This is a genomic window from Telluria sp. PB2R4 (assembly GCF_059685695.1).
In genome coordinates this window covers 1-25925 of sequence record NZ_JCASIC010000002.1, presented here as the reverse complement: position 1 = coordinate 25925, position 25925 = coordinate 1, and the positions used below count along the sequence as shown (strand labels likewise).

General features: G+C 64.4%; 23 protein-coding genes and 2 rRNA genes. 7 read left to right on the top strand and 18 right to left on the bottom strand.

Features of this window, described 5'->3' with window-relative positions; genetic code table 11:
• The gene (locus AC56LU_RS03585; RefSeq protein WP_497174234.1) at window positions 1-456 is read right to left on the bottom strand and encodes a MarR family winged helix-turn-helix transcriptional regulator; all 456 of its coding nucleotides are present in this window, start codon (window positions 454-456) and stop codon (window positions 1-3) included.
• A 189-nt stretch (window positions 457-645) separates the two neighbouring features.
• Between AC56LU_RS03585 and AC56LU_RS03580 the strand changes: the two genes are divergently transcribed.
• Window positions 646-1419 carry a hypothetical protein gene (locus AC56LU_RS03580; RefSeq protein ID WP_497174233.1) on the top strand — a complete coding sequence of 258 codons (774 nt, stop codon included), beginning with the start codon at window positions 646-648 and terminating at the stop codon, window positions 1417-1419.
• Here the strand turns inward: AC56LU_RS03580 and AC56LU_RS03575 are convergent.
• The 7 genes from AC56LU_RS03575 to AC56LU_RS03545 all read right to left on the bottom strand — a co-directional run bounded on the left by AC56LU_RS03575 (window position 1412) and on the right by AC56LU_RS03545 (window position 6665).
• The gene (locus AC56LU_RS03575; RefSeq protein ID WP_497174232.1) at window positions 1412-2179 is read right to left on the bottom strand and encodes an NYN domain-containing protein; all 768 of its coding nucleotides are present in this window, start codon (window positions 2177-2179) and stop codon (window positions 1412-1414) included. The two genes, AC56LU_RS03580 and AC56LU_RS03575, sit on opposite strands and share 8 nt — an antisense overlap.
• 16 nt (window positions 2180-2195) lie before the next feature.
• Entirely contained in the window at window positions 2196-2564 is a 369-nt protein-coding gene (locus tag AC56LU_RS03570; protein WP_497174231.1) for a glyoxalase superfamily protein, read from the bottom strand.
• A 1-nt stretch (window position 2565) separates the two neighbouring features.
• Window positions 2566-2904, bottom strand: a complete 339-nt coding sequence (locus AC56LU_RS03565; protein ID WP_497174230.1) for a hypothetical protein — start codon at window positions 2902-2904, stop codon at window positions 2566-2568.
• 64 nt (window positions 2905-2968) lie between these two features.
• Complete coding sequence (locus tag AC56LU_RS03560; protein ID WP_497174229.1) at window positions 2969-3985, bottom strand: Gfo/Idh/MocA family protein; 1017 nt, start codon at window positions 3983-3985, stop codon at window positions 2969-2971.
• A 10-nt stretch (window positions 3986-3995) separates the two neighbouring features.
• Window positions 3996-4790 (bottom strand): DUF3025 domain-containing protein, encoded by a 795-nt coding sequence (locus AC56LU_RS03555; RefSeq protein WP_497174228.1) that lies wholly within the window; start codon window positions 4788-4790, stop codon window positions 3996-3998.
• A 5-nt stretch (window positions 4791-4795) separates the two neighbouring features.
• Entirely contained in the window at window positions 4796-5845 is a 1050-nt protein-coding gene (pyrC, locus tag AC56LU_RS03550; protein WP_497174227.1) for a dihydroorotase, read from the bottom strand.
• Between the two features lie 94 nt (window positions 5846-5939).
• On the bottom strand, window positions 5940-6665 hold the full coding sequence (locus AC56LU_RS03545) for an amino acid ABC transporter ATP-binding protein (protein WP_497174226.1): 726 nt from the start codon (window positions 6663-6665) through the stop codon (window positions 5940-5942).
• A gap of 196 nt (window positions 6666-6861) precedes the next feature.
• On the opposite strand from AC56LU_RS03545, the gene AC56LU_RS03540 reads away from it, so the two are divergent.
• Complete coding sequence (locus AC56LU_RS03540) at window positions 6862-8124, top strand: dicarboxylate/amino acid:cation symporter (protein ID WP_497174225.1); 1263 nt, start codon at window positions 6862-6864, stop codon at window positions 8122-8124.
• Between the two features lie 80 nt (window positions 8125-8204).
• Window positions 8205-9491 (top strand): metal-dependent hydrolase family protein, encoded by a 1287-nt coding sequence (locus AC56LU_RS03535; protein WP_497174224.1) that lies wholly within the window; start codon window positions 8205-8207, stop codon window positions 9489-9491.
• A 137-nt stretch (window positions 9492-9628) separates the two neighbouring features.
• Here the strand turns inward: AC56LU_RS03535 and AC56LU_RS03530 are convergent, their stop codons facing one another.
• Entirely contained in the window at window positions 9629-11476 is a 1848-nt protein-coding gene (locus AC56LU_RS03530; protein ID WP_497174223.1) for an ABCB family ABC transporter ATP-binding protein/permease, read from the bottom strand.
• A 62-nt stretch (window positions 11477-11538) separates the two neighbouring features.
• Between AC56LU_RS03530 and AC56LU_RS03525 the strand changes: the two genes are divergently transcribed.
• Window positions 11539-11979, top strand: a complete 441-nt coding sequence (locus AC56LU_RS03525) for an acyl-CoA thioesterase (protein ID WP_497174222.1) — start codon at window positions 11539-11541, stop codon at window positions 11977-11979.
• A gap of 42 nt (window positions 11980-12021) precedes the next feature.
• Here AC56LU_RS03525 and AC56LU_RS03520 read toward each other — a convergent pair whose 3' ends face one another.
• The 4 genes from AC56LU_RS03520 to AC56LU_RS03505 form a co-directional block, all read right to left on the bottom strand.
• The gene (locus AC56LU_RS03520) at window positions 12022-13704 is read right to left on the bottom strand and encodes a long-chain-fatty-acid--CoA ligase (RefSeq protein WP_497174221.1); all 1683 of its coding nucleotides are present in this window, start codon (window positions 13702-13704) and stop codon (window positions 12022-12024) included.
• A 110-nt stretch (window positions 13705-13814) separates the two neighbouring features.
• Complete coding sequence (locus tag AC56LU_RS03515) at window positions 13815-15497, bottom strand: long-chain-fatty-acid--CoA ligase (protein WP_497174220.1); 1683 nt, start codon at window positions 15495-15497, stop codon at window positions 13815-13817.
• Window positions 15498-15652: 155 nt separating this feature from the next.
• Complete coding sequence (locus tag AC56LU_RS03510) at window positions 15653-16729, bottom strand: aminopeptidase (protein ID WP_497174219.1); 1077 nt, start codon at window positions 16727-16729, stop codon at window positions 15653-15655.
• 25 nt (window positions 16730-16754) lie between these two features.
• Window positions 16755-18857: a molybdopterin-containing oxidoreductase family protein gene (locus tag AC56LU_RS03505; protein WP_497174218.1), complete on the bottom strand. Its 2103-nt coding sequence runs from the start codon at window positions 18855-18857 to the stop codon at window positions 16755-16757.
• A 148-nt stretch (window positions 18858-19005) separates the two neighbouring features.
• Between AC56LU_RS03505 and AC56LU_RS03500 the strand changes: the two genes are divergently transcribed.
• Window positions 19006-20199 (top strand): M20 aminoacylase family protein, encoded by a 1194-nt coding sequence (locus AC56LU_RS03500; protein ID WP_497174217.1) that lies wholly within the window; start codon window positions 19006-19008, stop codon window positions 20197-20199.
• A gap of 124 nt (window positions 20200-20323) precedes the next feature.
• Here the strand turns inward: AC56LU_RS03500 and AC56LU_RS03495 are convergent, their stop codons facing one another.
• On the bottom strand, window positions 20324-21217 hold the full coding sequence (locus AC56LU_RS03495; RefSeq protein WP_497174216.1) for an NAD(P)-dependent oxidoreductase: 894 nt from the start codon (window positions 21215-21217) through the stop codon (window positions 20324-20326).
• Window positions 21217-21915: a suppressor of fused domain protein gene (locus AC56LU_RS03490; protein ID WP_497174215.1), complete on the bottom strand. Its 699-nt coding sequence runs from the start codon at window positions 21913-21915 to the stop codon at window positions 21217-21219. Before AC56LU_RS03490 ends, AC56LU_RS03495 begins: the two co-directional genes overlap by 1 nt.
• A gap of 142 nt (window positions 21916-22057) precedes the next feature.
• On the opposite strand from AC56LU_RS03490, the gene AC56LU_RS03485 reads away from it, so the two are divergent.
• Window positions 22058-22630, top strand: coding sequence for an acyloxyacyl hydrolase (locus AC56LU_RS03485; protein ID WP_497174214.1), 573 nt, complete (start codon window positions 22058-22060; stop codon window positions 22628-22630).
• Window positions 22631-22716: 86 nt separating this feature from the next.
• The gene (locus AC56LU_RS03480) at window positions 22717-24159 is read left to right on the top strand and encodes a DHA2 family efflux MFS transporter permease subunit (RefSeq protein WP_497174213.1); all 1443 of its coding nucleotides are present in this window, start codon (window positions 22717-22719) and stop codon (window positions 24157-24159) included.
• A 467-nt stretch (window positions 24160-24626) separates the two neighbouring features.
• On the opposite strand, the gene AC56LU_RS03475 is transcribed toward AC56LU_RS03480, so the two are convergent.
• The 3 genes from AC56LU_RS03475 to AC56LU_RS03465 form a co-directional block, all read right to left on the bottom strand.
• Window positions 24627-25169 carry a hypothetical protein gene (locus AC56LU_RS03475; RefSeq protein WP_497174212.1) on the bottom strand — a complete coding sequence of 181 codons (543 nt, stop codon included), beginning with the start codon at window positions 25167-25169 and terminating at the stop codon, window positions 24627-24629.
• 413 nt (window positions 25170-25582) lie between these two features.
• Window positions 25583-25695, bottom strand: a 5S ribosomal RNA gene (rrf, locus tag AC56LU_RS03470).
• Window positions 25696-25829: 134 nt separating this feature from the next.
• A 23S ribosomal RNA gene (locus AC56LU_RS03465) occupies window positions 25830-25925 on the bottom strand; the annotation flags it as partial.

Below are 25925 nucleotides of genomic sequence, written 5' to 3'. Positions count from 1 at the left end.
TTACGAATTCTTTGCCAGGTTGCCGCGCAGTGCATCGAGCTGCTGCTTGAGCGCCACGACGTCCGGCAGCGCGCACCCGGTGGCGCACAGCAGCTGCGGTTGAAACGCCGCGGCTTCCTTGCGCAATTCACTGCCATGCCCGGTCAGGGAAACGATCACCTGGCGCTCATCGCCGGTTGCACGCACGCGCTGGACCAGGTCTGCCTGTTCCATGCGCTTGAGCAGCGGCGTCAGGGTGGCAGAGTCGAGCTGCAGCCGTTCGCCGATGCCCGATACCGTTTGCTCGTCCTGTTCCCACAAGACCATCAGCACCAGGTATTGCGAGTAGGTGACGCCCATCTTCTTCAACAGCTTGCGGTACACCTTGCTCATCGCCAGTGAAGTCGAATACAGCGAGAAGCACAACTGCTCATCGAGCAGGGGTGTCGGGCTTGCCGGGGTATGTTTGCTGTCCATGTAAAACAGTTTATATAGCGCGCTATTGAATTGCAAGCTATTTCTGAAAAATTTTACATGCCGGCCTGATTGCTTCGCGGTGACAATCCGATAGACATCTGCACCACAGGAAAGAATATCGTTGGACCGCTACGTTCCGGCAGCGTTTGCCAGGGACGCCGCTACGACAAACCACTTTCCCTTACACCCATGCCCTTCCTCGGACTCGGACTACACCTGATCGTTGCCATCTTCTTCGCCGTCCATGCCGTGCGCACCGGGCGACAGATGTACTGGCTGCTGATCCTCTTTTCCTTCCCCCTGCTCGGCAGCTTCGTCTATTTCGCCGCGGTGTTCCTGCCGCATTCGCGCCTCGAGCGCCAGGCCAGGATGGCCGGGCATGCACTGCAGAAGAAGCTCGATCCCGGCCGCGACGTGCGTGAAGCCCGTGACGCCTTCGACTTGACGCCGACCGCGCACAACCAGATGCGCCTGGCTGCCGCCCTGCTTGAAGCCGGGCAAACCGCCGAAGCCGTGGCCCAGTACGACGCCTGTCTGCAGGGACCGTTTGCCGGAGACGCTGAAGTGATCCTGGGCGCGGCGTGCGCGCGGGCGGCCAACGGCCAGGCAGAAGCGGCGATCGCGCTGCTGGCGCCGCTGCAGGAAAAGCAGCCGGGCTACCGTCCCGAAGAAACCGGCCTGGTGCTGGGCCGCGCCTACGCTGCCGTGGGCTGGCAGGACGAGGCCGGCGCCCGGTTCAGCGCGGTCGTGGAGCGTTTCGGCAGCATCGAGGCGCGCGTCGAGCTGGCGCTGTGGGCGATCGCCAACCGCGAGGAGGCGGTGGCGCAGCGCGAACTCAAGGAAATCGAGCACGCGCGCCGGCACATGACGCGACACACGCTCGCGCTGCACCGGGAGCTGTTCCGGCGCCTGGATGCCGCAGTCGCCGGCGCTAAACCGACTGGAAAGCCTGCATCTACTTGACCACCTGCTCGTCGGAGGAGGGATTGCTTGCCAAACGAACGGTGTAGTGCCCTCCTTCTTCCTTCTTCAGGTAAAGCAGGTCATAGGTCTTCAACATATCGAGCAACCCTGTATGACCGAAATTATTGGGCGAAAAACCAGGATCAGTTCGCCTTAGATACAAGCCTAAGGTACCGAGCGACACCTTCCCTTCGGGGGTGTCGCTTGTCAGCAGGGCCACCGCATCGACAACGAACCTCGGTCTGAACTTTGGTGCCGGCGGTTTGGGAGTATCGGACTTGGTTCGCACCTGAGGTTCGTTTGCGGGCGGCTTGCATGCAGCTGCCACAACGGGGACAGGTATCCATTCGAAGAATTGGTCACTCGCGTTGCGTAGCGCATCCGGTGTCTTCGCTTCGCCAACGATATAGACGGTTGCGCCGCGCTCATGCAGCTTGCGGCACAGATAAACGAAATCGGAATCGCTGGTGACGACGAAAAAGCAGTCGGCGCGCTGGTCAAACAGGATTTCCAGCGCGTCGAGTGCTAATGCCATGTCTGCGGTGTTCTTCCCTGCTGCATACTGATACTGCAGGCAGGGCGTGAACGCGAGCGATACCAGTGTCTCTCGCCATTTGTTGGCCAAGGTCGCGTGATTTCCGTAGCCGCGTTTCACTACGACGCGGCCGAATTTGGCTACATTGAGTAATGCAAATTCAACTGCAGCCGGGTTCGTGTTGTCGCAATCGACCAAGACAGCTACACGGGATTCATTATTCATCCAGGAGATTCCAGGATCAGGTGCTGATGGCGTTGGTGAAGGTCAGCCGGTTCCCAAACGGATCCTTCACCGACATGTCGCGCGAACCCCAGGGCGTGGCGCCGATATCCGGCCGGGCGTAGCCATATTCCTTCGCCGCCAGCTCGGCATGGTAGGCATCGATGTCGTCGACCTGAATACGCATCGCCGCGCCCGGGCAGCAGTCGCCGTGGTGTTCGCTCAGGTGCAGGATGCAGCCGTCGCGCGCGACCTGCAGGTAGAGCGGCAGGCCGGGCTCGAAGCGGTGCTCCCAGTCGACCCGGAAACCGAGGAAGCCGATGTAGAATTCGCGGGCCTTCGTTTCGTCGAAGATCCGCAGGATGGGGACGACGCTGCGCAGCGCCATCTCACTCGGCCCGGGTCAGCTCGACCCCGTCGACCGTCATCTTCCACTTCCCGTCCTCGCGGTGCGGCGGCTTGCCGACCTTGAAAGTGGTGCGCACGAAGGCGACGCCGGCCTCGAAGCTGTTCCCCTTGAAGCCCTTCAGGTCGATGCTGAGGTTGACTTGGTCGTTCGGCCGGCCACGCTTGTACTCGACCTTGCCTTCCTTTGTCAGCGACAGCTGCATGTCCTTGCCCTGCCAGTCGCCGACGTAATCCATTTTATCGGCCGGGACGGGATCGGCCCAGGCGGCGGCGCTGGAAACCAGGCCGGCGGCCAGGACGAGGGATGACAGAATGCGCATGGAGACTCCGCTGGATGGTGATGGATGCCGCTCCAGTATTCGCGCAGGCTCCCGGCTTGTCAATTCAGGCCGCATGCGCCGGGCGCACGCTCCGGCGATCGCTGTCGTAGGCCAGCCCGACCTGGCGCCGGATCTCGTCCATCACGCCCATCAGGGCCAGCGTTTCCTCCAGCCGCATGCCCGGGCTTTCCAGCAGGCCGGCGCCGAAGCAGCGCTGCGCTTCCATCACTTCGTGCACGTAGCCGTTGCCGATATACGGCGTGTCGACGGTGCGCGTGCTGCCGTCCTCCAGGGACACGGTGACGCTCTTGGCACGGTGGAACATGGTGTTCATGCGCACATGCCCGCGCGAGCCCGACACGGTCAGCTCGCAGGGCGTGCGTGCCTGGAACGAGCAGCTGCATACCGACAGGCCGCCGCCTTCGTGCCGCAGCGTGAAGCCGGTCTGTACGTCGACGCCGGTCGTGCCCAGCTCGGCCTGGGCCTTGATCTGGGTGACCGGGCCGAGCAGCGCGGTGGCGATCGACAGCGGGTAGATGCCCAGGTCGAGCAGCGCGCCGCCGCCGAGCTCCGGATTGAACACGCGGTGCTCGAGGCCGAAGTTGGCGGTGAAGCCGAAGTCGGCCACCACCTGGCGCACCGTGCCGATCTCGCCCGAGGCGATGATGCGGCGCACCTCGTCGAAGGCCGGCAGGAAGCGCGTCCACATGGCTTCCATCAGGAACAGGCGGCGCGAGCGCGCCAGCGTGACCACCTGCTCGGCTTCGCGCAGGTTCATCGTGAACGGCTTTTCGACCAGCACACCCTTGCCGGCGCGCAGCGCCATCAGGGCGTTATCGGCATGCTGGGGATGCGGGGTGGCGACATAGACCAGGTCGATGCCGGCGGCGTCGGCCAGCGCCTGGTAGGAGCCGTAGGCGGCAGCGCTGCCGCCGAACTCCTGGGCGAAGCTTTGGGCCTTGTCGAGGCTGCGTGATGCCACCGCCGCCAGCACGGCGCCCGGCACATCCGCCAATGCGTTGGCGAAGGCGCGCGCGATCTTGCCCGTGCCGAGGATGCCCCAGCGTACTGCGTTTGCCATCGTATTCCTTTCAGGTGGTCTGCCGTTTTTGGCGGAAGACCGTCGTGTCGAGATAAAAATCCTGGTCCTGCCCCGGCCACCAGCCGGGCACGCCGAGCACCGGCAGCGGCGTGAAGCCGGCAGTTGTCAATCCTTCGCCCGCCAGCTGTTCAGCCACGTGGGCGTCGAGCCAGGCGCGTTGGGCGCCGGGCGCCAGTGCGAGCACATTATCGCCCACGAAGATGACACGCGTATGTGCGGTGATGGCCTTGCGCGGCGCCACCAGTTTTTCCATCAGCGCGTGGCCGAACAGCCAGACCCGTACATCGCTGCCGAACATGGCGCGCTTCTCATGCAGGGCGGCGAGCCAGCCGTGGGCGCGCAGCGCGTCCACCAGGGCGCGCCCGGCACTGCTGTCACGCACCATGAGCAGGGCGGCGTTCTCGTCGAAGATGGTGGCGGCGTCGCGCGCCGGACCGCGCGACTTGCCGATGCCGGCCTGGGCGATCTGCGCCGCCTGCAAGGCGTTCAGCCGGCGCTTGATGAGCGGGAAGCTCTGCCACACCAGGCCGTTGAAGAAGTCGTGCAGGTTGTCGCGGGTCGGCACCTGGCCGGTGGCGCCGATGAACGCTTCGTAGGCCGTCCCTTCCGGCAGCGCCGACTGCGGCACGAAGCGCAGCGGCAGGCCGGCATGGTTGCGCAGGTCGAGCGCCGCGGCGTTGCGGTTGAAGGCGTCGAGGAAGTCATTCCCGTCAAGCGCCAGGCGTTGATACGCCGGCCGCACCGCGTCGTACCACGGGTGCGACCAGTCGATCTGCGACAGCATGAAACCTAGACCATCTTCCAGTTGATGGTTTCGCCGGCGTTGAGCGGCACCAGCTGGTGTTCGCCGAATGGCAGGGTTTCCGGCAGGGTCCAGGCTTCGCGCTTCAGGGTGATCGTGCCTTCGTTGACCGGCAGGCCGTAGAAGGCCGGGCCGTTCAGGCTGGCAAAGGCTTCGAGCTTGTCGAGCGCGCCGGCCTGGGCGAAGGCTTCGGTGTACATCTCCATCGCGTGCAGCGCGGTGTAGCAGCCGGCGCAGCCGCAGGCGGCATACTTGGTGTGCACCGCGTGCGGCGCCGAGTCGGTGCCGAGGAAGAAGCGCTCGTCGCCGCTGGTGGCGGCCGTGACCAGCGCCAGGCGGTGTTCCTCGCGCTTGAGCACCGGCAAGCAGTAGTAGTGCGGGCGGATGCCGCCACGGAAGATCTCGTTGCGGTTGTACAGCAGGTGGTGGGCGGTGATGGTGGCCGCGATCGGGCCTTCGGCCTCGGCCACGTACTGGGCCGCTTCCTTGGTGGTGATGTGCTCGAACACGACGCTCAGGGTCGGCATGTCGCGGCGCAGCGGGCGCATCACGCGCTCGATGAACACGGCCTCGCGGTCGAACAGGTCGATGTCGTTGTCGGTCACTTCGCCGTGCACCAGCAGGGGCATGCCGACTTCCTGCATCACTTCCAGCACCTTATAGCAGTTGCGCAGGTCGGTGACGCCGGCATCCGAATTGGTGGTGGCGCCCGCCGGGTACAGCTTCACCGCGTGGATGAAGCCGCTGTCCATGGCGCGGCGGATCTCGTCCGGATCGGTGTTATTGGTCAGGTACAGCGTCATCAGCGGTTCGAAGCGGACGCCCGCCGGCAGCGCCGCCAGGATACGGTCGCGGTAGGCCGCGGCGGCGGCGGTCGTGGTGACCGGCGGCTTCAGGTTCGGCATCACGATCGCGCGCGCGAACTGGCGTGCGGTATGCGGCAGGACGTCGGCCAGCGCCGCGCCGTCGCGCAGGTGCAGGTGCCAGTCGTCGGGGCGGGTGATGGTGATGGTGTCTGGGGTCTCGATGGGGGACATGGCGGCTCTCGGATTGCGCGGGGTTCAGATCCCGACATTTTACCCGCAGCGCCGCCCGCACAGCGCGCCACCGCTGTTTACCGCATCGGATTAACTAATGAATAATACGGGCCAGGAACTCGCGCGCCCGCTCGGAACGCGGGGCACTGAAGAAGTCTTCCTTCGGGCTGTCCTCGACGATGCTGCCGTGGTCCATGAAGACGATCCGGTCCGCCACCTTGCGCGCGAAGCCCATCTCGTGGGTGACCACCATCATGGTCATGCCCTCCTGCGCCAGCCCGACCATCACGTCCAGCACTTCGCCGATCATCTCCGGATCCAGCGCGGAGGTCGGCTCGTCGAACAGCATCGCCACCGGGTCCATCGCCAGCGCGCGCGCGATCGCCACCCGCTGCTGCTGGCCGCCCGAGAGCTGGCTCGGGTACTTGTCCTTGTGCGCCAGCAGCCCCACGCGGTCCAGGTATTTCAGGCCGCGTTCGAGTGCTTCATCCTTGCTGCGGCCCAGCACCTTGACCTGGGCCAGCGTCAGGTTGTCGCGTACCGACAGGTGCGGGAACAGCTCGAAGTTCTGGAACACCATGCCGATGCGGGCGCGCAGCTGCGACAGCCTGGTCTTCGGATCGCCCACCGAGATGCCGTCCACCCGCACGACACCTTGCTGGAAGGGTTCCAGGCCGTTGACGGTCTTGATCAGGGTGGACTTGCCCGACCCGGACGGCCCGCATACCACCACCACATCGCCGCGCGCGACCCAGGTGCTGCATTCGCGCAGCACCTGGAAGTTGCCGTACCACTTGCTGACATTCTCGATTTCGATCATCTGCGCCTGTTCTGTTGTACTCGTGTAAGCGTGCTTGACAGCATTTCTAGCGACAAGGATACTTCGGAACTTGCCTTACCTACCAGAACGACTCACCGTTCTCCCTAAGTAAATACCCAAAAATTCGCCTTGCGACAGTGCCATCCCCTGCCGCGGGTCATGCACAAGTCCTTTATCAAGGAAAGCACGAAGCATTATGGATAAAAAGAACCGCCTGACAACCTATATCCTGATCGGCCTCGTGCTCGGGATCATTGTCGGCTATGTCGCCAACACCAGCTTCGCCGACGCAACCGGGTTCGCGGACACGATGGCGCTGATCACCACCATGTTCCTCCGCCTGATCAAGATGATCATCGCGCCGCTGGTGTTCTCGACCCTGGTGGTCGGCATCGCCAGGATGGGCGACGCCAAGGAAGTCGGCCGCATCGGCGTCAAGGCGCTGGGCTGGTTCGTCATCGCCTCGATCATTTCGCTGTCGCTGGGCCTGGTCCTGGTGAACCTGTTCCGTCCGGGCGACGCGATGGCCCTGTCGGGCGCGGTGCCGCCGATCGGCGCCTCGTCGGGCATCACCACCTCCAGCCTGACCCTGAAGGACTTCATCTCCCACCTGATCCCGACCTCGATCTTCGACGGCATGGCCAAGAACGAGATCCTGCAGATCGTGGTGTTCTCGGTCTTCTTCGGCACCGCCGCGGCGGCCGTCGGCGCGCGCGCCACCCCGCTGGTCGATGCGGTGGACGGCATCGCCCACATCATGCTGAAGGTCACCGGCTACGTGATGAACTTCGCCCCGATCGCCGTGTTCGCGGCAGTCGCCGGCGTCATCGCCAAGAGCGGCCTGAGCGTGCTGTCGACCTACGGCATCTTCATGGCCGAGTTCTACCTCGGCATCATCCTGCTGTGGGTGATCCTGATCGCGATCGGCGGCATCTTCCTCGGCCGCCGCGTGCTGCGCCTGATCTCCGAACTGAAGGAACCGACCATCCTGGCCTACACCTGCGCTTCGTCGGAAGCGGCGTTCCCGAAGACCCTGGAAGGCCTGGAACGCTTCGGCGTCAAGAACCGCCTGGCCGCCTTCGTGCTGCCGATCGGCTACTCGTTCAACCTCGACGGCTCGATGATGTACTGCACCTTCGCCGCCGTGTTCATCGCCCAGGCCTACGGCATCGAGCTGGACCTGGCGACCCAGTTGACCATGATGTTGGTGCTGATGCTGACCTCGAAGGGCATGGCCGGCGTGCCACGCGCCTCGCTGGTCGTCATCGCCGCCACCCTGGCCCAGTTCAACATCCCGGAAGCCGGCCTGCTGCTCCTGCTGGGCATCGACCACTTCCTGGACATGGCCCGTTCGGCCACCAACGTGATCGGCAACGGCATCGCCACCGCCGTGGTCGCGAAGTGGGAAGGCGACCTGGCCGAACCAAACAAGGATCCGGCCATCGCGCCGCTGCGCTGATTCAATAAGACAGGTTTCACCACGAAAGGCCTTCCAGCGATGGGGGGCCTTTTTCACATAACGACAATGAGGAGCGAGACATGAAACAGGTTTATGTGGCGGCAGGACTGCTGCTGGTTGCAAGCGGCGCCCACGCCGCCACCCAGACGATCGACTGCGGCCGCCTGCTGGACGTCAAGAACGGCACCTGGCGCGAGCGCGTCAGCATCGTGGTCGAGAACGGCGTCGTGAAATCCGTCGGCCCGATGACCCAGGCTGCGGGGAACGTCGACCTGTCGCGCCATAGCTGCCTGCCCGGCCTGATCGACATGCACGTGCACCTGACCAGCGAGACCGCACCGGTGGTCGACGCCTACCGCGACCGCCTCACCGCCGATCCGCAGGACATGGCCTTCCGTTCGGTGAAGTATGCCCAGCGTACCCTGATGGCGGGCTTCACCACGGTGCGCGACCTCGGCGCCGCCGACGGCCTGAACGTGTCGCTCAAGCGCGCGATTGCCGCCGGCGAGGTTCCGGGGCCGCGCATGTTCACTGCCGGTAAATCGATCGCCACCACCGGCGGCCACGCCGACCCGACCAACAATTTGTCGCACTTCCTGAGCGAGAAGATCGGCGCCCCCGGCCCCGAAAAAGGCGTGATCGACAGCCCGGAAGAAGGCCGCCAGGCCGTGCGCCAGCGCTACAAGGAAGGCGCCGACCTGATCAAGATCACCGCCACCGGCGGCGTGCTGAGCCAGGCCGCCAACGGCCAGAACTCGCAGTACACCGAGGACGAGCTGAAGGCCATCGTCAGCACCGCCAGGGACTACGGCTTCCGCGTCGCGGCCCACGCGCACGGCGCCGAAGGCATGAAGCGCGCCCTGCGCGCCGGGGTCGATTCGATCGAGCACGGCACCCTGATGGACGACGAGACCATCGCCCTGTTCAAGAAGACCGGCCACTGGTATGTGCCGACCATCTCGGCCGGCCGCTACGTGGCGGACAAGGCCAGGGATCCGAATTACTATTCGGCCCTGGTGCGCCCGAAGGCGGCCGCGATCGGCCCGCAGCTGCAGGCCACGTTTGCGCGCGCCCACAAGGCCGGCGTGAAGATCGCCTTTGGCACCGACGCCGGCGTGTTCCCGCACGGCGAGAACGCCAAGGAGTTTGGCTACATGGTGGAAGCAGGGATGTCGCCGACTGAAGCCATCCGTTCGGCCACCCTGCACGCAGCCGCCCTGCTCGACCAGGACAAGCGCCTGGGCGCCGTCGAACCGGGCTTCGCCGCGGACATCATCGCGGTCGAAGGCGATCCGCTGCGCGATGTGAAGGTGTTAGAACAGGTGAAGTTCGTCATGAAAGACGGCGTCGTCTACAAGAAGCCGTAAGAAGCGAACCGAGACTGCTTATCCACTGATCGACGACTGTTTGAACACGAGCCGCCCACCCTGCGAAACCCCCGATACCGTAGGGTGGGCAGGTCTCCTGCCCACGCGTTCCACCAAACCTGGAATACCTTTCTGCTCTACTTCGCGATCTCCAGCGGCGGCGACGCCAGCTCCTCATCCGGCCGCGCCAGCTGCCTTTCCCACATCTGCTGATACAGCCCGCGCGCAGCGAGCAGTGACCCGTGCGTTCCCCGCTCGACGATCCGCCCGTGATCCAGCACGATGATCTGCTGCGCATCCGCGATGGTCGACAGCCGGTGCGCGATCACCAGGGTCGTGCGGTCCTTTGCGATTTCCTTCAGCTGCGCCTGGATGGCTTGCTCCGACTTCGAATCCAGCGCCGAGGTCGCCTCGTCGAAAATCAGGATCGCCGGGTTCTTCAGCAAGGTGCGCGCGATCGCCACGCGCTGCTTCTCGCCGCCCGACAGCTTCAGGCCGCGCTCGCCCACCATGGTTTGATACCCATCCGGCAGGCTCTCGATGAAGTCGTGGATCGAGGCCGCCCGCGCCGCCGCCACGATGTCCTCGTGCGACGCGCCCGGTTTGCCGTAGGCGATGTTGTATTCGATGCTGTCGTTGAACAGCACCGTGTCCTGCGGCACGATGCCGATCGCCGCGCGCAGCGACGCCTGGGTGATGTTGCGCAGGTCTTGCCCGTCGATGCGGATCGCCCCGCCGTTCACGTCATAGAAGCGGAACAGCAGGCGTGACAGGGTCGACTTGCCCGAGCCGCTGTGTCCCACCACGGCGGTCGTGGTGCCGGCCGGGATGCTGAAGTCGACGTCGAACAGGATCTGGCGCTTGGCCTCGTAGCTGAACTCGACGTGCGAAAACTCCACCTGGGCGCCGCGCGTGACGAGGGGCTGTGCGCCGGGGCTGTCGGCCACTTCGCGGTTCTGGTCGAGCAGCGAGAACAGGCGCTCCATGTCGGCCAGGCTCTGCTTGATCTCGCGGTAGATCACACCGAGGAAGTTCAGCGGAATGTACAGCTGGATCATAAAGGAGTTGACCAGCACCAGGTCACCCAGGGTCATGGTCCCGGCGATCACGCCTTCGGTGGCGCGCCACAGGATCAGGGTCACGGCGGTGGCGATGATGAGGGACTGGCCGGTGTTCAGGAAGGAGAGCGAGGTCTGGGAGCGCACCGCGGCGTTCTCGTAGCTTTGCAGGCCCTGGTCGTAGCGCCTGGCTTCGTATTCCTCGTTGCCGAAGTATTTCACCGTTTCGTAGTTGAGCAGCGAATCGATGGCCTTGGTATTGGCCTTGGAGTCGAGCTCGTTCATCGTGCGGCGGAAGTGGGTGCGCCACTCGGTCACGATCACGGTGAACGCGATGTAGCTCGCCAGCGCCACCGCGGTGATCGCGCTGAACCAGATGTCGTAGTTCAGCACCAGGTAGCCGAGCACCAGCGTGATCTCCACCAGCGTGGGCAGCACGTTGAACAGCGAATACGAGATCAGCGAGTTCACGCCACGCGTGCCGCGTTCGATGTCGCGCGTCATGCCGCCGGTCTGGCGGTTCAGGTGGAAGCGCAGCGACAGCGCGTGCAGGTGGCGGAATACCTGCAGGGCGATGGTTCGCACCGCGCGCTGGGTGACGCGCGCAAACAGGAATTCGCGCAGCTCGGTGAATACCGTGGTGGACAGGCGCAGCAGGCCGTAGGCCACCAGCGCGCCGAGCGGCAGCACCAGCAGCGCTTGCGGGTCTTTCGGGTCGATGGCGAGCTGGTCGATGAGCTGCTTGAGCACCAGCGGCACGCCGACGTTGGCCATCTTGGCGCCGATCAGCGCGGCGAGCGCCGCCAGCACACGCCACTTGTAGACCCACAGGTAGGGGAACAGGGTGCGCAGGGTGGCCCAGTCGTTGCGGGGCACGCCCTTCGAATCGGGCGGCAATGGTACGGATGAAGCGGGAGTGCGTCGCATGGCAGGGCTGGGGGATTTATGGTTCAATTCGGGACGATTGTAGCTTTTACCGAGAAAACAAGATGACCACGCCACAAAATGCCCCTGCCGCCCCCCGCACCCGCCTTCCCGAAGGCAAGATGCCCGAACTGCGCGTGATGCCCACGCCGTCCGACGCCAACGTGTACGGGGACGTGTTCGGCGGCTGGATCATGGCCCAGGTCGACGTCGCCGGCTCGCTGCCGGCCACCCGCCGCGCCAACGGACGCGTGGCGACCATCGCCGTGAATTCCTTCCTGTTCAAGCAGCCCGTGTTCGTGGGCGACCTGCTGTCCTTCTATGCCGAGATCGTCAAGGTCGGGAATACCTCGATCACCGTGTGCGTGGAAGTGTATGCGGAGCGCAACCGCCTGCAGGCGGACGTCGTGAAGGTGACCGAGGCGCAGCTGACCTATGTGGCCACCGGGCCGGACCGCAAGCCGAGGCAGTTGCCGCCGCTGGATTCGCTGATCTCACATGGCTAAGCGGCGGCGCCGGCGCATTGCGCGCCGGCCCGTGTCGGCTGCTTATGCCGACGTTTTCTCGTCGCGCAGTTCGCGCCGCAGGATCTTGCCCACATTGGTCTTCGGCAGCGTCTCGCGGAATTCGACGTACTTCGGACGCTTGTAGCCGGTGAACTGTTCCTTGCAGTAGGCGATCACGTCATCGCTGCTCAAGGATGCATCCTTCTTGACGATGTACAGCTTCACCGCCTCGCCCGAATTCTTGTCCGGCACGCCGACGCAGGCCACTTCGAGCACCCCCGGCATGGCCGCGACCACGCCTTCGATCTCGTTCGGGTACACGTTGAAGCCCGATACCAGGATCATGTCCTTCTTGCGGTCGACGATGCGGGTATAGCCCTGCGCGTCCATGATGCCGACGTCGCCGGTCTTGAAGAAGCCGTCCGGGGTCATGACCTTGGCGGTTTCGTCGTCGCGCTGCCAGTAGCCGGCCATCACCTGCGGGCCGCGCACGGCGATCTCGCCAGCGGTGCCGAACGGGACCTCAACGCCCGCTTCGTCCAGGATGCGGATCTCGGTCGAGGGCAGCGGCAGGCCGATGGTGCCGGTGAACTCGCTGATGTCGCAGCGGTTCGCGGTGACCACCGGCGAGGTCTCCGACAGGCCATAGCCTTCGACGATCGGGGTGCCGGTGATGGCGAGCCACTTGTCCGCCACCGCCTTCTGCACCGCCATGCCGCCGCCCGGACATACCAGCATGCCCGAGAAGTCGAGCTTGGCGAATTCCGGGTTGTTCACCAGTCCGTTGTACAGCGTGTTCACGGCCGGGAAGATGTTGACGCGGTAGCCGCCCAGCTCCTTGATGAAGCCGGCGATGTCGCGCGGGTTCGGGATGAGCAAATTCATGCCGCCCACGCGCAGGCCGAGCAGCGCGCACACGGTCAGCGCGTAGATGTGATACAGCGGCAGCGCGCACACGAATTGCGGCTGCTCCCCTGCCTTGATCTTGCCGAGCGTCGGTGCGAACCAGGCCTCGTTCTGCAGCACGTTGGCGATCACGTGCTTGTGCAGCAGCACCGCGCCCTTCGACACGCCGGTGGTGCCGCCGGTGTACTGCAGGAAGGCAATGTCGTCGTGGCCGATGGCGACCGGGCGCAGGGTCGCACCCGAGGCTTCGGCCAGCATGCGCTTGAAGCCGATCGAGCCCGGCAGCGACCAGGCCGGCACCATTTTTTTCACTTTGCGCACCACCAGGTTGACCAGCGTGCCCTTCAGGCCGCCCAGCAGGTCGCCCATGGTGGCGACCACCACGTGTTTCACCTGGGTGTTACCAATCACCTGCTCGAGCGTGTGCGCGAAGTTTTCCAGCACCACGATGGCCTCGGCGCCCGAGTCGGCCAGCTGGTGCTGGAGTTCGCGCGGGGTGTACAGCGGATTGACGTTGACGATCACGTAGCCGGCGCGCAGCACGGCGGCCATCGCCACCGGGTACTGCAGCACGTTCGGCAGCATGATGGCCACGCGCGCGCCGGGCTTCAGGCCGCGGCCCTGCAGCCAGGCGGCCATGCGGCCGGACAGGCGGTCCAGCTCGGCGAAGGTCAGGGTCTTGCCCATGCACGCATAGGCCTTGCGGTCGGCGTACTTGCGGAACGCCTCCTCCAGCAGATGCGTCAGGGAGCGGTATTGCGTCGGGTCGATCTCCGCCGGTACGCCGCCCTCATACGACTTGAGCCAAAACTTGTCCATCCGTGCCTCGCCTTCTTTGTTCGATGCTGTCCAATAAAAGCAGAAGCCGCCCGGTATGGCGGCTTCTGCAGGCCGGTCTACGCGCTGGCGTGCCGGCCGTCGTGCTGCCTTCAGGCGTGTTCCGCCTGCTTCTCGTCCCTCAGTGCGCGCCGCAGGATCTTGCCGACGTTGGTCTTCGGCAGCTCGTCGCGGAACTCGATGTACTTCGGTTTCTTGTAGCCGGTGAACTGCTGCTTGCAGTAGTCCATCAGCTGCTCGGCGCTCAGGTTCGGGTCCTTGCGCACCACGAACACCTTCACCGCTTCGCCGGAATTCTCGTCCGGCACGCCGATCACGGCGCATTCCAGCACGCCCGGGTGGGCGGCGATCACGCCTTCCAGTTCGTTCGGATAGACGTTGAAGCCGGACACCAGGATCATGTCCTTCTTGCGGTCGACGATCTTCACGTAGCCCTGTTCGTCCATGATGCCGACGTCACCCGACTTGAAGAAACCGTCCGGCGTCATGACCTTGGCCGTTTCGTCCGGGCGGTTCCAGTAGCCCGCCATCACCTGCGGGCCGCGGATCGCGATCTCGCCGATCTGGCCGATCGCCATCGGCTTGCCGTCGTCGTCCAGGATCGCGATGTCGGTGGACGGGATCGGCAGGCCGATGGTGCCGGTGAATTCCTTCACATCGGCGCGGTTGCAGGTCGCCACCGGCGCGGTCTCGGACAGGCCGTAGCCTTCGATGATGCTGCTCCCGGTGACCTGCTTCCACTTGTCGTTGACTGCCTTCTGCACCGCCATGCCGCCACCGTTCGATATCTTCAGGCCGGAGAAGTCCACCGTGCCGATGTCCGGGTGGTTCACCAGCGCGTTGTACAGCGTGTTCACCGCCGGCAGCATGTTGATCTTGTACTTGCCCAGCTCCTTGATGAAACCCGGGATGTCGCGCGGGTTGACGATCAGGATGTTCAGCGCGCCGGTACGCATGCCCCACATCGCGCAGGCCGTCAGCGCGAAGATGTGGTACAGCGGCAGGGCGCACACGATCACGGTCTGCTCGTTCGACTGGCCCATGGCCGGCGCCGACCAGGCTTCGGTCTGCAGCACGTTGGCGATCACGTTGCGGTGCGTGAGCGTGGCGCCCTTCGAGACGCCGGTAGTGCCGCCGGTGTACTGCAGGAAGGCCACGTCGGAGGACTTGAGCTCGACCTTCGAAAACGGCATCCTGGCGCCCTGCGAGAGCGCCTCCTTGAAGCGCACCATGTTCGGCAGCGAGAACTCCGGCACCATCTTCTTGACGTTGCGGACCACGAAGTTGACCAGCATCCCCTTGGCGCCGCCCAGCATCTCGCCCATGCTCGCCACCACCACGTGCTTGATCGGGGTTTTGCCGATCACCTGCTGCACCGTGTGCGCGAAGTTCTCGAGCACGATGATCGCTTCGCTGCCCGAGTCCTTGATCTGGTGTTCGAGCTCGCGCGGCGTGTACAGCGGGTTCACATTGACCACGGTGTAGCCGGCGCGCAGCACGGCCGCGATCGCGACCGGGTACTGCAGCACGTTCGGCATCATGATCGCCACGCGCGCCCCGCGCTCCATGCCGCGGCTCTGCAGCCAGGCCGCCAGCTTCTTCGAGTAGGCATCCAGCTCGCCGTAGGTCAGGTGCTTGTCCATGCACACGTAGGCGTTGCGGTCGGCGTACTTGCTGAAGGATTCCTCCAGCATGTGCACGAGCGAACCGTACTGGTCCGGATTGATTTCGCTGGGTACGTTCGGTGGGTACGACTTCAACCAGATCTTGTCCATCGGATGCCCTTTGTCTCGAGTAATTATCGTTGTGGTCCGAGCGGCCATGCGCGAGCGAAGCTTGCGCCTTTGCCATCGCCTGTTTGTGATGCTATCGGGCAGCGCCAATGCGCGCAAGTTCTTTTAAGTCGATTGGAACGTGTACTCTACCTGTCTTATTTTCCGTCACCCATGGTGCGCCGCACCACAAGCGGCGCGGTTGGAGCCGGCGCAGCCAGCCTGGCCAGCACACGGTGCCGGTCTGTCTTGTCCAGCTTGGCAATCCGATTGACCGACTTGTAGAAGGCGCCCCACGACCGTTCCTTGCGCAGCAGGGCGCGGAAGGCCGGGACGAAGTCGTTATACGTGGCGATCGACGCCAGGTGGGCATTCGACAGCGGCTCGGCGAAGAAGCGGTCGTAGCCGGCATAACCACCCCAGTTCGCCTTGAGCACCTGGTAGTCGTCCTTCAGCGCGATGAACAGGCGGGTCTTGGTGGCGCGCTTTTCGTCGCGGCTCTGGCCGCCTGCATAGGTCCGCTCCAGCTCGCCGCGATAACGCACCAGCAGCGCCATGAAATCCTTCTTGCGCACGGTGTAGCGTTCGTAGGCGTCGACCATGGCCGGATTGCCGAAGCGTTCCAGCCAGCCTTCGACACCGGCCGCCTCCACCGCGCTGGCGAAGGATTCGTTGAACTTCGAATCGCCCGGTACGTACACGACCTGGTGCGCCAGTTCGTGGAAGATCAGGCGCGCCAGTTCGGCGTCCGGGTAGTTGATGAAGGTCGAGATCAAGGGGTCGCTGAACCAGCCCAGGGTCGAATAGGCGCTGACGCCGCCCACTTCGACGTCGTGGCCCTGCCTGCGTAGCTCCTTCGCGTAGTCCTGGGCTTCCTGCTTGCTGTAGTAGCCGCGGTAGTTCACGCAGCCGGCCACCGGGAAGCACCATTGCATGGGTTTCAGCGACAGCTCGGGCGTGGCGACCACGTTCCACAGCACATAGGGACGCTTCAGGTTGGTGAAGTTGGTGTAGCTGCCGTTGTCGGGCAGCTTCATTTCCTGGATCGCGTAGCGGCGGATCTGGCGCGCGCTCTCCAGGCGGTGGCGCAGCTTGCTGTTGGTGGAAGGGTCGGCCAGCCAGTCGTCGATCGGACGGGAATCCGTCAGCAGTTCGAGCTGGCCTTGTGCGGCCTGGGAGTAGTAGGAGAGGGATGAGCAGCTTGACAACATCAGGGCCGCGGCTGCGGCGACCATGAATGGCCTGAAGGCCTGGGAAAATCTAGAGGGTTTCATCTCGCGTGATAGGCGCAGATTTTTCAACCTGCACCAGGGTGTCGTAGAAAGTAGGCGCCCTGCCCATGTCGGTCAAGCGCTGGCTGGTCACTTCGTTGGAATTCTTGCCGTCGCTGGCGAGTTTCTTCCACCAGATCGACAAACCCACCACCAGTCCTTCGCGCGCCTTGTCGGTGACGCGTGCACGGGCAACGAATGAGCCGCGGTCGTTAAAAATACGCGTCATGTCACCGTGATTGATGCCGCGTCGTGCGGCGTCGTTCGGGTGGATGTCGAGGTGCGGCTCGCCCTCAGTTGCGCGTAGGCTCTGTACATTGACAAAGGTCGAGTTCAGGAAGTTCCTTGCCGGAGGCGAGATCATCGCCAGCGGGTATTTTTTGGCAAGCTCCGGATTGGAGGCGCGCGACTCGTACGGCGGGATATAGGCCGGGACCGGGTCGAGCCCGTCGCGCGCCATGCTGCTCGAATAGAATTCGCACTTGCCCGACGGCGTCGGGAAGCCACCCTCGGCGAACGGCGCCTCCGGCATGTCGAGTTTCTGCCAGCCCTTGCGCTTGAGCGACTCCCAGTCGAAGTGCACCGCGCGCTCGTGTTTTTTGTCGAAGGCCTGCGCGGCCAGTTCGTCGTCGGTCTCCTTGAAGCAGGGATCGTCGAAGCCCATGCGCGCTGCCAGCAGGCGGAAGAATTCGGTGTTGGGCTTGGCTTCGCCGACGGCGTCGATGGCGGCGTTGTTCGCCATCATGTACAGGTGGCCATAGGCCAGGTGGGCATCGACGTGCTCGAGCTGGGTGGTGGCCGGCAGCAGGATGTCGGCATAGTCGGCACTGTCGGTCTGGAAGTGTTCCAGCACCACGGTGAACAGGTCTTCGCGCTCGAAGCCCTGCTGCACCTTGCTGGACTCCGGCGCGATCGCCAGCGGATTGGCGTTGTAGACGATGACGGCTTCGATCTTCGGGCCGAACGCGGGCGAGGCCTCCTTGAGCAGGTCGTCGCCGATGGTGCTCATGTTGATGGTGCGCGGCATGCGGCCCGCCAGGAGGTCGGGGCGCTGCAGCGCCGCGCGGTCGGCCGGGAAGGCGCCCGAGGTCGACAGCTGCACGCCGCCGGCCTTGTGGCGCCAGGCGCCCACCAGGGCCGGCAGGCAGGCGATATTGCGCACCGCCATGCCGCCGCCGCGCACGCGCTGCAGGCCGTAGTTCATGCGGATCGCAACGCCCTCGCCGCGGCGTGCGGTCTCGCCGTACAGGCGTGCCAGTTCGACCACCTCCTCCGCCGTGATGCCGCAGGTGTCGGCGGTGCGTTCCGGTGTCCATTCGAGGGCGCGCGCTTTGAGTTCGTCGTAGCCGAGCGTGTACTTCGCGACGTAGTCGTGGTCGATCAGATTTTCCTGGATCAGCACGTGCATCATGCCCAACGCCAGCGCGGCATCGGTGCCCGGCAGCAGGGCAATATGCTGGTGGCACTTCTCGGCGCTCAAGGAGCGGTAGGGGTCGATCGCGATCAATTTTGCGCCGCGGCGCTTGGCTTCCTGCACGCGCGTCCACAGGTGCAGGTTGGAGGCGATCGGGTTGCCGCCCCAGATCAGGATCAGCTTCGCGTCCTGGAACTGTTCGATGTCGGTGCCGATCGAGCCGCCGATGGTGTACTTGTAGCCGGTGGCGCCGGCGGTGGCACAGATGGTGCGGTCCAGCAGCGAGGCCCCGAGCTTGTTGAAGAAGCGCAAAGACATCGAATCGCCCTGCACCAGTCCCATGGTGCCGGCATAGCTGTACGGGAGAATGGCCTGCGGGTCGCGCGCCGCGATCTCTGTCAAACGCGCGGCGATCTCGTCGATTGCTTCGCTCCAGCTGATGCGCTCGAATTTGCCCTCGCCCTTGCGCCCCACCCGGCGCATCGGAGTCAGCACGCGCTCCGGGTGGTAGGTGCGCTCCACATAGCGTGACACCTTGGTGCACAGCACCCCGGCCGTGGTCGGATGCTCCGGATCGCCCTTCACTTCAGTCGCCACGCCATTGTCGACGGTGACGAGGATGGCGCAGGTATCGGGGCAATCGTGGGGACAGGCGGCGCGGACTTGTGTGACTGACATGGGTGGGAACAAGAGGAAAATACTTCGTGAAACCAATACTCTATCCGATCTTGGCGAGGTCCGTACCCTCCTCTTTCACTCACTGTTTGAGGCAGGCTACAATGGTTCTAAACATGCAATGCAAGCATGACAAAACATGGAGAGCCAGATGAAACTCGTGGAACCTATCCTCGCCTTCCAACAGCAACTGCAAGCGATCCGGCGCGACCTGCATGCGCATCCGGAGCTGTGCTACGAAGAGCAGCGTACCGCCGACGTGGTGGCGGCGCGGCTGACCGAATGGGGCATCCCGATCGTGCGCGGCCTGGGCGTGACCGGCGTCGTCGGCATCGTCAAGAACGGCACGTCGAACCGGGCGATCGGCCTGCGCGCCGACATGGATGCGCTGCCGATGCAAGAGATCAACGGCTTCGACCATGCTTCGCGCCACCCGGGCAAGATGCATGCGTGCGGCCACGATGGCCATACCGCCATGCTGCTCGGCGCGGCCCACCATCTTTCACAACACCGCAACTTCGACGGCACCGTGTACCTGATCTTCCAGCCGGCCGAAGAAGGCGGCGGCGGCGCGCGCCGCATGATGGATGATGGCCTGTTCACGCAATTCCCGATGGACGCGGTGTACGGCATGCACAACTGGCCGGGCATCCCGGAGGGGAACTTCGGCGTGGTGGCGGGACCGATGATGGCGTCGAGTAACGAGTTCCGCGTCGTCGTGCGCGGCAAGGGCGCCCACGCGGCGCAGCCGCACCGCGGCGTCGACCCGGTGATGGTGGCGGTGCAGATCGCGCAGGCCTGGCAGACCATCGTGTCGCGCGAGAAGAATCCGCTCGAGTCGGCGGTGCTGTCGATCACCCAGATCCACGCCGGCAGCGCCACCAACGTCATTCCCGACGAGGCCGAACTGGTGGGCACCGTGCGTACCTTCTCGGTCGAGGTACTGGATCTGATCCAGCGCCGCATGGAAGAGATCGCTGCGGGTGTGGCGGCGGCGTTCAATGCCTCGGTCGACTTCAGCTTCAAGCGCAATTATCCGCCGCTCATCAATCATCCGGAGCAGACCGCGTTCGCGGTCGAGGCGATGCGGGCGGTGGCGGGGGCGGAGCGCGTGGACACGGATGTCGAGCCGACCATGGGAGCGGAAGACTTCGCCTTCATGCTGCAGGAGAAGCCGGGGTGCTACGTGTTCCTTGGCAATGGCGAAGGTGCGCACCGCGCGAGCGGGCATGGGCTGGGGCCGTGCCAGTTGCATAACACCAGTTATGACTTCAACGATGCGCTGCTGCCGATCGGGGCGAGTTATTGGGTGAAGCTGGTGGAGATGAGTTTGCCGAAGGCGTGATCTTGTTGCGGGCTGCTTTTCGTAGGGTGGGCGGGTCTCCCGCCCGCGCGTTCAACCAGCCGACGAAGAGGCGAGCGGGCAGCATTACCTAAGTTTGAACGCGTGGGCGGCAAAGCCGCCCACCCTACGGGAGCTGGTCCGGCTCGCTTCTCAGCCTTGATCCAGGATTCATCCGCTCCAGCGCCAGCAAGGCCGCCGCATGATCGGCTGTCGGCAAGGTCTGTTCGATCGACTCATACTGCCGCGTCACCAGCTCCGTCACCGGCAGCGTCAATCCCGCCGCCCCGGCGGCAGCCAGCACATTGCGCAAATCCTTCAGCTGGCTTTTGACCTGCCCGCCTGGGACAAAATTCCGCTCCAGCATGCGCTGCCCATGCACCTCGAGAATGCGGCTGCCCGCAAAGCCGCCGCGGATCGCCTCGCGCACCGCGGCAGGATCGGCGCCCGCCGCCTGCGCCAGCAGCAGCGCCTCGGCCACCACGTTCAAGGTGGCGCCGACGATCAGCTGGTTGCACAGCTTGGCCACTTGCCCGCTGCCCACCGGACCGACCCGCTGTGGCCGGCCCAGGGCTTCGAGAATGTTGACCACCTGTTCAAAATCTGACTGATCGCCGCCGGCCATGATGGCCAGCGTCCCCGCTTCGGCGCCGCCGACGCCGCCCGACACCGGCGCATCCATGAAGCGGCAGCCGTGGGCGGCCAGGGTCGCGTGGAACATCAGCGCTTCGTCATGCCGGGTCGAACTCATGTCGATCCAGAGCGTGCCCGGCGCGAGCGCCGGCAGGGCGGCGGCGATCACCTCGCCCACCACCGGCCCGGCCTCGAGCATCGAGATGACCACCTGCGCCCCGCGCACCGCCTGCGCCAGCTCCGCCACCGGCGCGGCCCCGCTGCCGCGCAGTGCCTCTGCTTTGGCAAAGGTCCGGTTCCAGGCACGCACCGGATAAGCGGCCTGGGCCAGCCGGGCAGCCATTGGCCCTCCCATCAGGCCAATGCCGAGGAAGGCGATGGTCGTCATCAAAACAGTCCGAGGAATTTCTTGACGGTGTTCTTGCGGCCCGGGACCACCAGGTCGGTCACGCCTTTGTCGTTGAAGCCGTCGAGCAGCGCCGGGAAGCCCTTGCGCTTGACCAGGTTCAGCTCGGCGTCGTAGAGCGGCACGACGCAGTGGAAATAGATGTCCTTGCCGTCATGCTCGAGCGCGGCGAAGGCGTCCGGCGCCGAGGCTGGCGGCAGCAGGATGGCGCCGGTGAATCCGACACCCTTGGCATACGGCTTGGCGGGATGACCGTTGGGCAGCGTGTGGCCCAGGCCGAGCCAGGTCGCATGCTGGTGCGGATAGTGCGCCAGGTGACGCAGCAGGGCCACCGGCCAGTACCAGCGCTCGTCCCGCACCGATTGCTCGTCCAGCTTCCAGTCCGCGGGCAAGGCCATCATCAGCTCGGCAAATGGCGGAGCGCCTTCCGGTACCATCATCGGGCGGCTGCTCATGCCGGACGTCACCAGGCGCAGGAAGGGCGTGCGCCCGTTGGCCGGCACCACGTGGATGTCGACCTGCACCGGGTCGGCGATGGTGTCGTGGAACACGGTGTCGATCCGGCCGAGGTGGGCGGCAATGTGCTCCGCAACAGGGTCATGCGGCAGGACGGCGGGCGTCACCTGCTGCTGGGTCGGCGCGGCAAGCGGATACAGGGGAGTGATGGTCGGTTCGGTCATGCGGATAGAGGTGTGAAATGCGCGTTCTGCGGGGGGTCTATCATACCTTCGCGGCAGCACAAGGTGGCGGGCAGCACCGATTCGTTCACGCTAGTACAATAGTGCGGTGCACAATATTTCCTCATTGCCAAGAAAGAAGAATATGTCTCTTGTGAAGAAAATTGCCGGCCTCGCTGCTGCGCTCGCGGCAGCCTTCTGCGCCCAGGCTGCGCAGGCGCAAGCCACGGTAAAGCCGCTGGGCGGCTGGGTCGATTCGGCGTCGGTCGAGTTCGGCACGAATCCCGAGCAGCGCATGCTCCGCGTCGCCGTGCAGAGCGACTGGGAGCAGCGCTGGTTCGCCCGCAACGGCTATCACCTGTCGGGCTACTGGGACACCAACCTGGCCCTGTGGCGCCTGAGCGCCTATCAGAATGTCCCTGGCCGCAAGAAGAACATCGCCGTGATCGGCTTTACCCCGGTGCTTCGCTACCAGAGCGACAGCAAGCTCGGCCTGTACGGCGAGGTCGGCGTCGGCGTGAGTCTCTTTTCCACGCTGTACAAGAACGAGGACAAGGAACTCTCCACCGCCTTCCAGTTCGGCGATCACATCGGCGTGGGCTATACCACTGCCAAGTGGGATTTTGGCCTGAAGTTCCAGCACTACTCGAACGCCAGCATCAAGAGCCCGAACGGCGGCGCGAACTGGATCGTCGCCAAGGCGGCCTACCGTTTCTGATCGGTAGTGTGACGCGGCCTGGAGGCGATTTATGACACAATCGGGCTAAGGCGGGCCGCCCGGCCTGCCGGTATCACGAGGCCCGATTGACTGATCCCAGCACCATCAAACGCTACCTGCCGTGGCTCGTCGCGACTGCCCTGTTCATGGAGCAGCTCGACGCCACCGTCCTCAATACCGCCATCCCGAGCATCGCAGCCAGCCTGCAGGTCACGCCGCTGAGCCTGAAGTCCGTGGTCACCAGCTACATCCTCGGCCTGGCCGTCGGCATCCCGCTCAGCGGCTGGATGGCGGACCGTTTCGGCACCCGGCGCGTGTTCTTCATCGCCATTTCCATCTTCACCATCGCGTCGGTGCTGTGCGGCCTGTCGCCGAACGCGCACATGATGACGGCCGCGCGCCTGCTGCAGGGCCTGGGCGGCGCCATGATGATGCCGGTCGGCCGCCTGGCCATCGTGCGCACCTTCCCCAAGAACGAGCTGCTGGGTGCGATGAATTTCGTCATCATTCCGGCGCTGATCGGGCCGCTGCTGGGACCAACGTTGGGCGGGCTGATCGTGCACTGGACGTCGTGGCGGATGATCTTCTTCGTCAACGTACCGGTCGGGCTGGCTGCGCTCTACCTGGTCTGGAAGCACATGCCCGACTACCGGGGCCTGGAGAAACGGCCGCTCGACGTCCTCGGCCTGCTCCTGTTCAGCAGCGGTACGGCGATCCTGTCCTGGCTGCTGGAAGTATTCGGCGAGCACCGGCTCGACATGCTCAGCGCCGCACTGCTGCTGGCGCTGTCGCTCGGCCTGCTGGGCACCTACGCCTGGCACGCGCTGCGCATCAAGCATCCGCTGCTCCGGCTGACGCTGTTCAAGGTGCGGACCTTCCGCATCTCGGTGGCGGGCGGCTTCCTGACCCGGCTGGGCGTGGGCGCCCTTCCCTTCCTGCTGCCGCTGCTGTACCAGCTCGGGCTCGGCCTGCCGGCCTGGCAGTCGGGTCTCCTGATGATGCCTGCGGCGGCCGCGGCGATGGGCATGAAGATGTTCGCGCCCAGGCTGCTGGCGCGCTTTGGCTACCGCCAGGTGCTGACGGTGAATACGGTGCTGATCGGACTGACGATTTCGCTGTTCGCCCTGGTCGGTCCGGGTACGCCCTTCTACGTCATCGTCGCCATCAGCCTGGCGCAGGGCTTCTTCAATTCGCTGCAGTTCTCGAGCATGAACACGCTGGCCTACGCCGACATCGAACCGCAGGATTCGAGCATGGCGAGCACGATGTCGAGCTCCTTCCAGCAGCTGTCGATGAGCTTCGGCCTGGCCGCCGGTTCGATCGTGACCGCGTGGTTCCTTGGACCGGTGGCGCAGGACAACCGCGAGCAGGTGGCGCAGGCGCTGCACCACGGCTTCGCGACCCTGGCGGTGCTGACGCTGCTGTCCTCGGCGGTGTTCTGGCGCCTGCGCCGCAACGACGGCGACAGCATCAGCCGTGGCCAGGCCAAGGCCAAGGAAGCGGAGCCGGTGGCGAGCGAAGGCGTGTAAGTAAAAAGCCCGCTGGGCGGGCTTTCGGAATCGGGGATGGAACCCGGGTGTCAGTGACGGCCCCGGCCCCGGCCAGGACCTCCGCGGCCTCGGTGGTGTCCGCGGTCGTCGCGCCATCCATGGCCGCGATGATAGCCATGGCGCGAACCGCCGTAGTAGCCGAGCCCCAGGTTCAATTCAACAGGAGGACCGGCATAGGTCGAATAGCCGCCGCCATAGTAAGGATCATAGCCGGCGTATGGCGGCCCATACACCGCGCATCCGCCGAGTCCCGCAGCCAGCAGCAAGCCGGCCGCACATCGTTTCAACACACCTTTGCTTCGAGCAATCATCTGAGCCCCCTGATGGTGAACTGTTGTCCAGTCTAGGCTCATGCAGGGTGATTTCAACGACAGTTACGTTTGCTAACCGGGCACTTGCCCGTCTGGGCATGGTCCGCCTGCCAGGGCGGCAGGCGGAAGCCGCGTTCATGCCGCCGCTGACTGGGTCAGCTTGCCCAACACCTTTTCGCGGTTGTTCATGACGAAGTCGACGAACACCGGCTCCTTGATCGCAAGCCGCACCAAACCAGGCAGCAAGGGATAGCAGAAGCTCGCCACCTTGCGCACGCAGTCATCGTCGCGCAAGGCGGTCTGGGCCGCCTGACCGGCACCGCCGCCGAGCATGGGCAGCAACTCGGCCCGCTTCTTGTCGATGACGGTGGAGATAGGCCCGATCAGCTTGTCGCCCAGGCCAGCCTGTTCCGTGGTGTCGCTCATGCACATTCTCCAGTGGTTGATTACCGGAACTATCTTGCAGGAGCTTGGGGCGAGAAGGGATGACGGTCGGCAAACTGCCGCGTGCGCTTGCTCAGTGCCGGCCGTGGCCATGCCCGCCGCCGTGGTGTCCCCGGTGGTGTCCTCCGTGGTGTTTCCCGTGGTGGCCGCCGAGCTGTCCTCCGTGATGACGACGGTGGTGTCCTCCATGATGGGCGCCGTGGTGGTAGCCACGGTGGCCATAATGATGACCATGGCGATGGCCGCTGTAGTAGCTGAATCCGAGGTCGATGGCGACCGGCGGACCGACGTAGGTCGGATAGCCATAGGCGGAGTAACCGTAGGTCGGGTAACCGTAAGTGGGGTAACCGTAGGTGGGGTAATAGGGATCGTAGGCGGTATAGGCCGGATCGTAGACGCATCCCCCCAGGCTTGCGGCGAGCAACAGGGCGGTAGCCGCGCGTCGTAGCGCACACAGGTGTCGAGCATGCATGGCAGCCCCCTGCAGAAATGGTGACCCTGATTCAGTGTAGTCCGGGAATCGGGATTCTCAATGCCAAAAACAACAGCCTGCTCAGCGTAAAGATGCGCAGTGCTGCGGGTTTTTTTGCTTTGCCCAAAGCAAAAAACCCCACCAGAATCATCTGGTGGGGTTTTTCTTATAACTAGCCTGACGATAACCTACTTTCACACTGGTTGCAGCACTATCATCGGCGCAAAGTCGTTTCACGGTCCTGTTCGGGATGGGAAGGGGTGGGACCGACTTGCTATGGTCATCAGGCTTTGACTTGTCCGAACTTTGACCACACGGTCAAAATTCGCAATCCGGGAAGAAGTAGTTTTTCTTGTTTGGGGTAGCAGTATCAACAAACTGCAGCTGTATTCTTGACTTGATCTATAGCCTACCAAGGTTATAGGGACAAGCCGTACGGGCAATTAGTACTGGTTAGCTTAATGCATTACTGCACTTCCACACCCAGCCTATCAACGTCCTGGTCTCGAACGACCCTT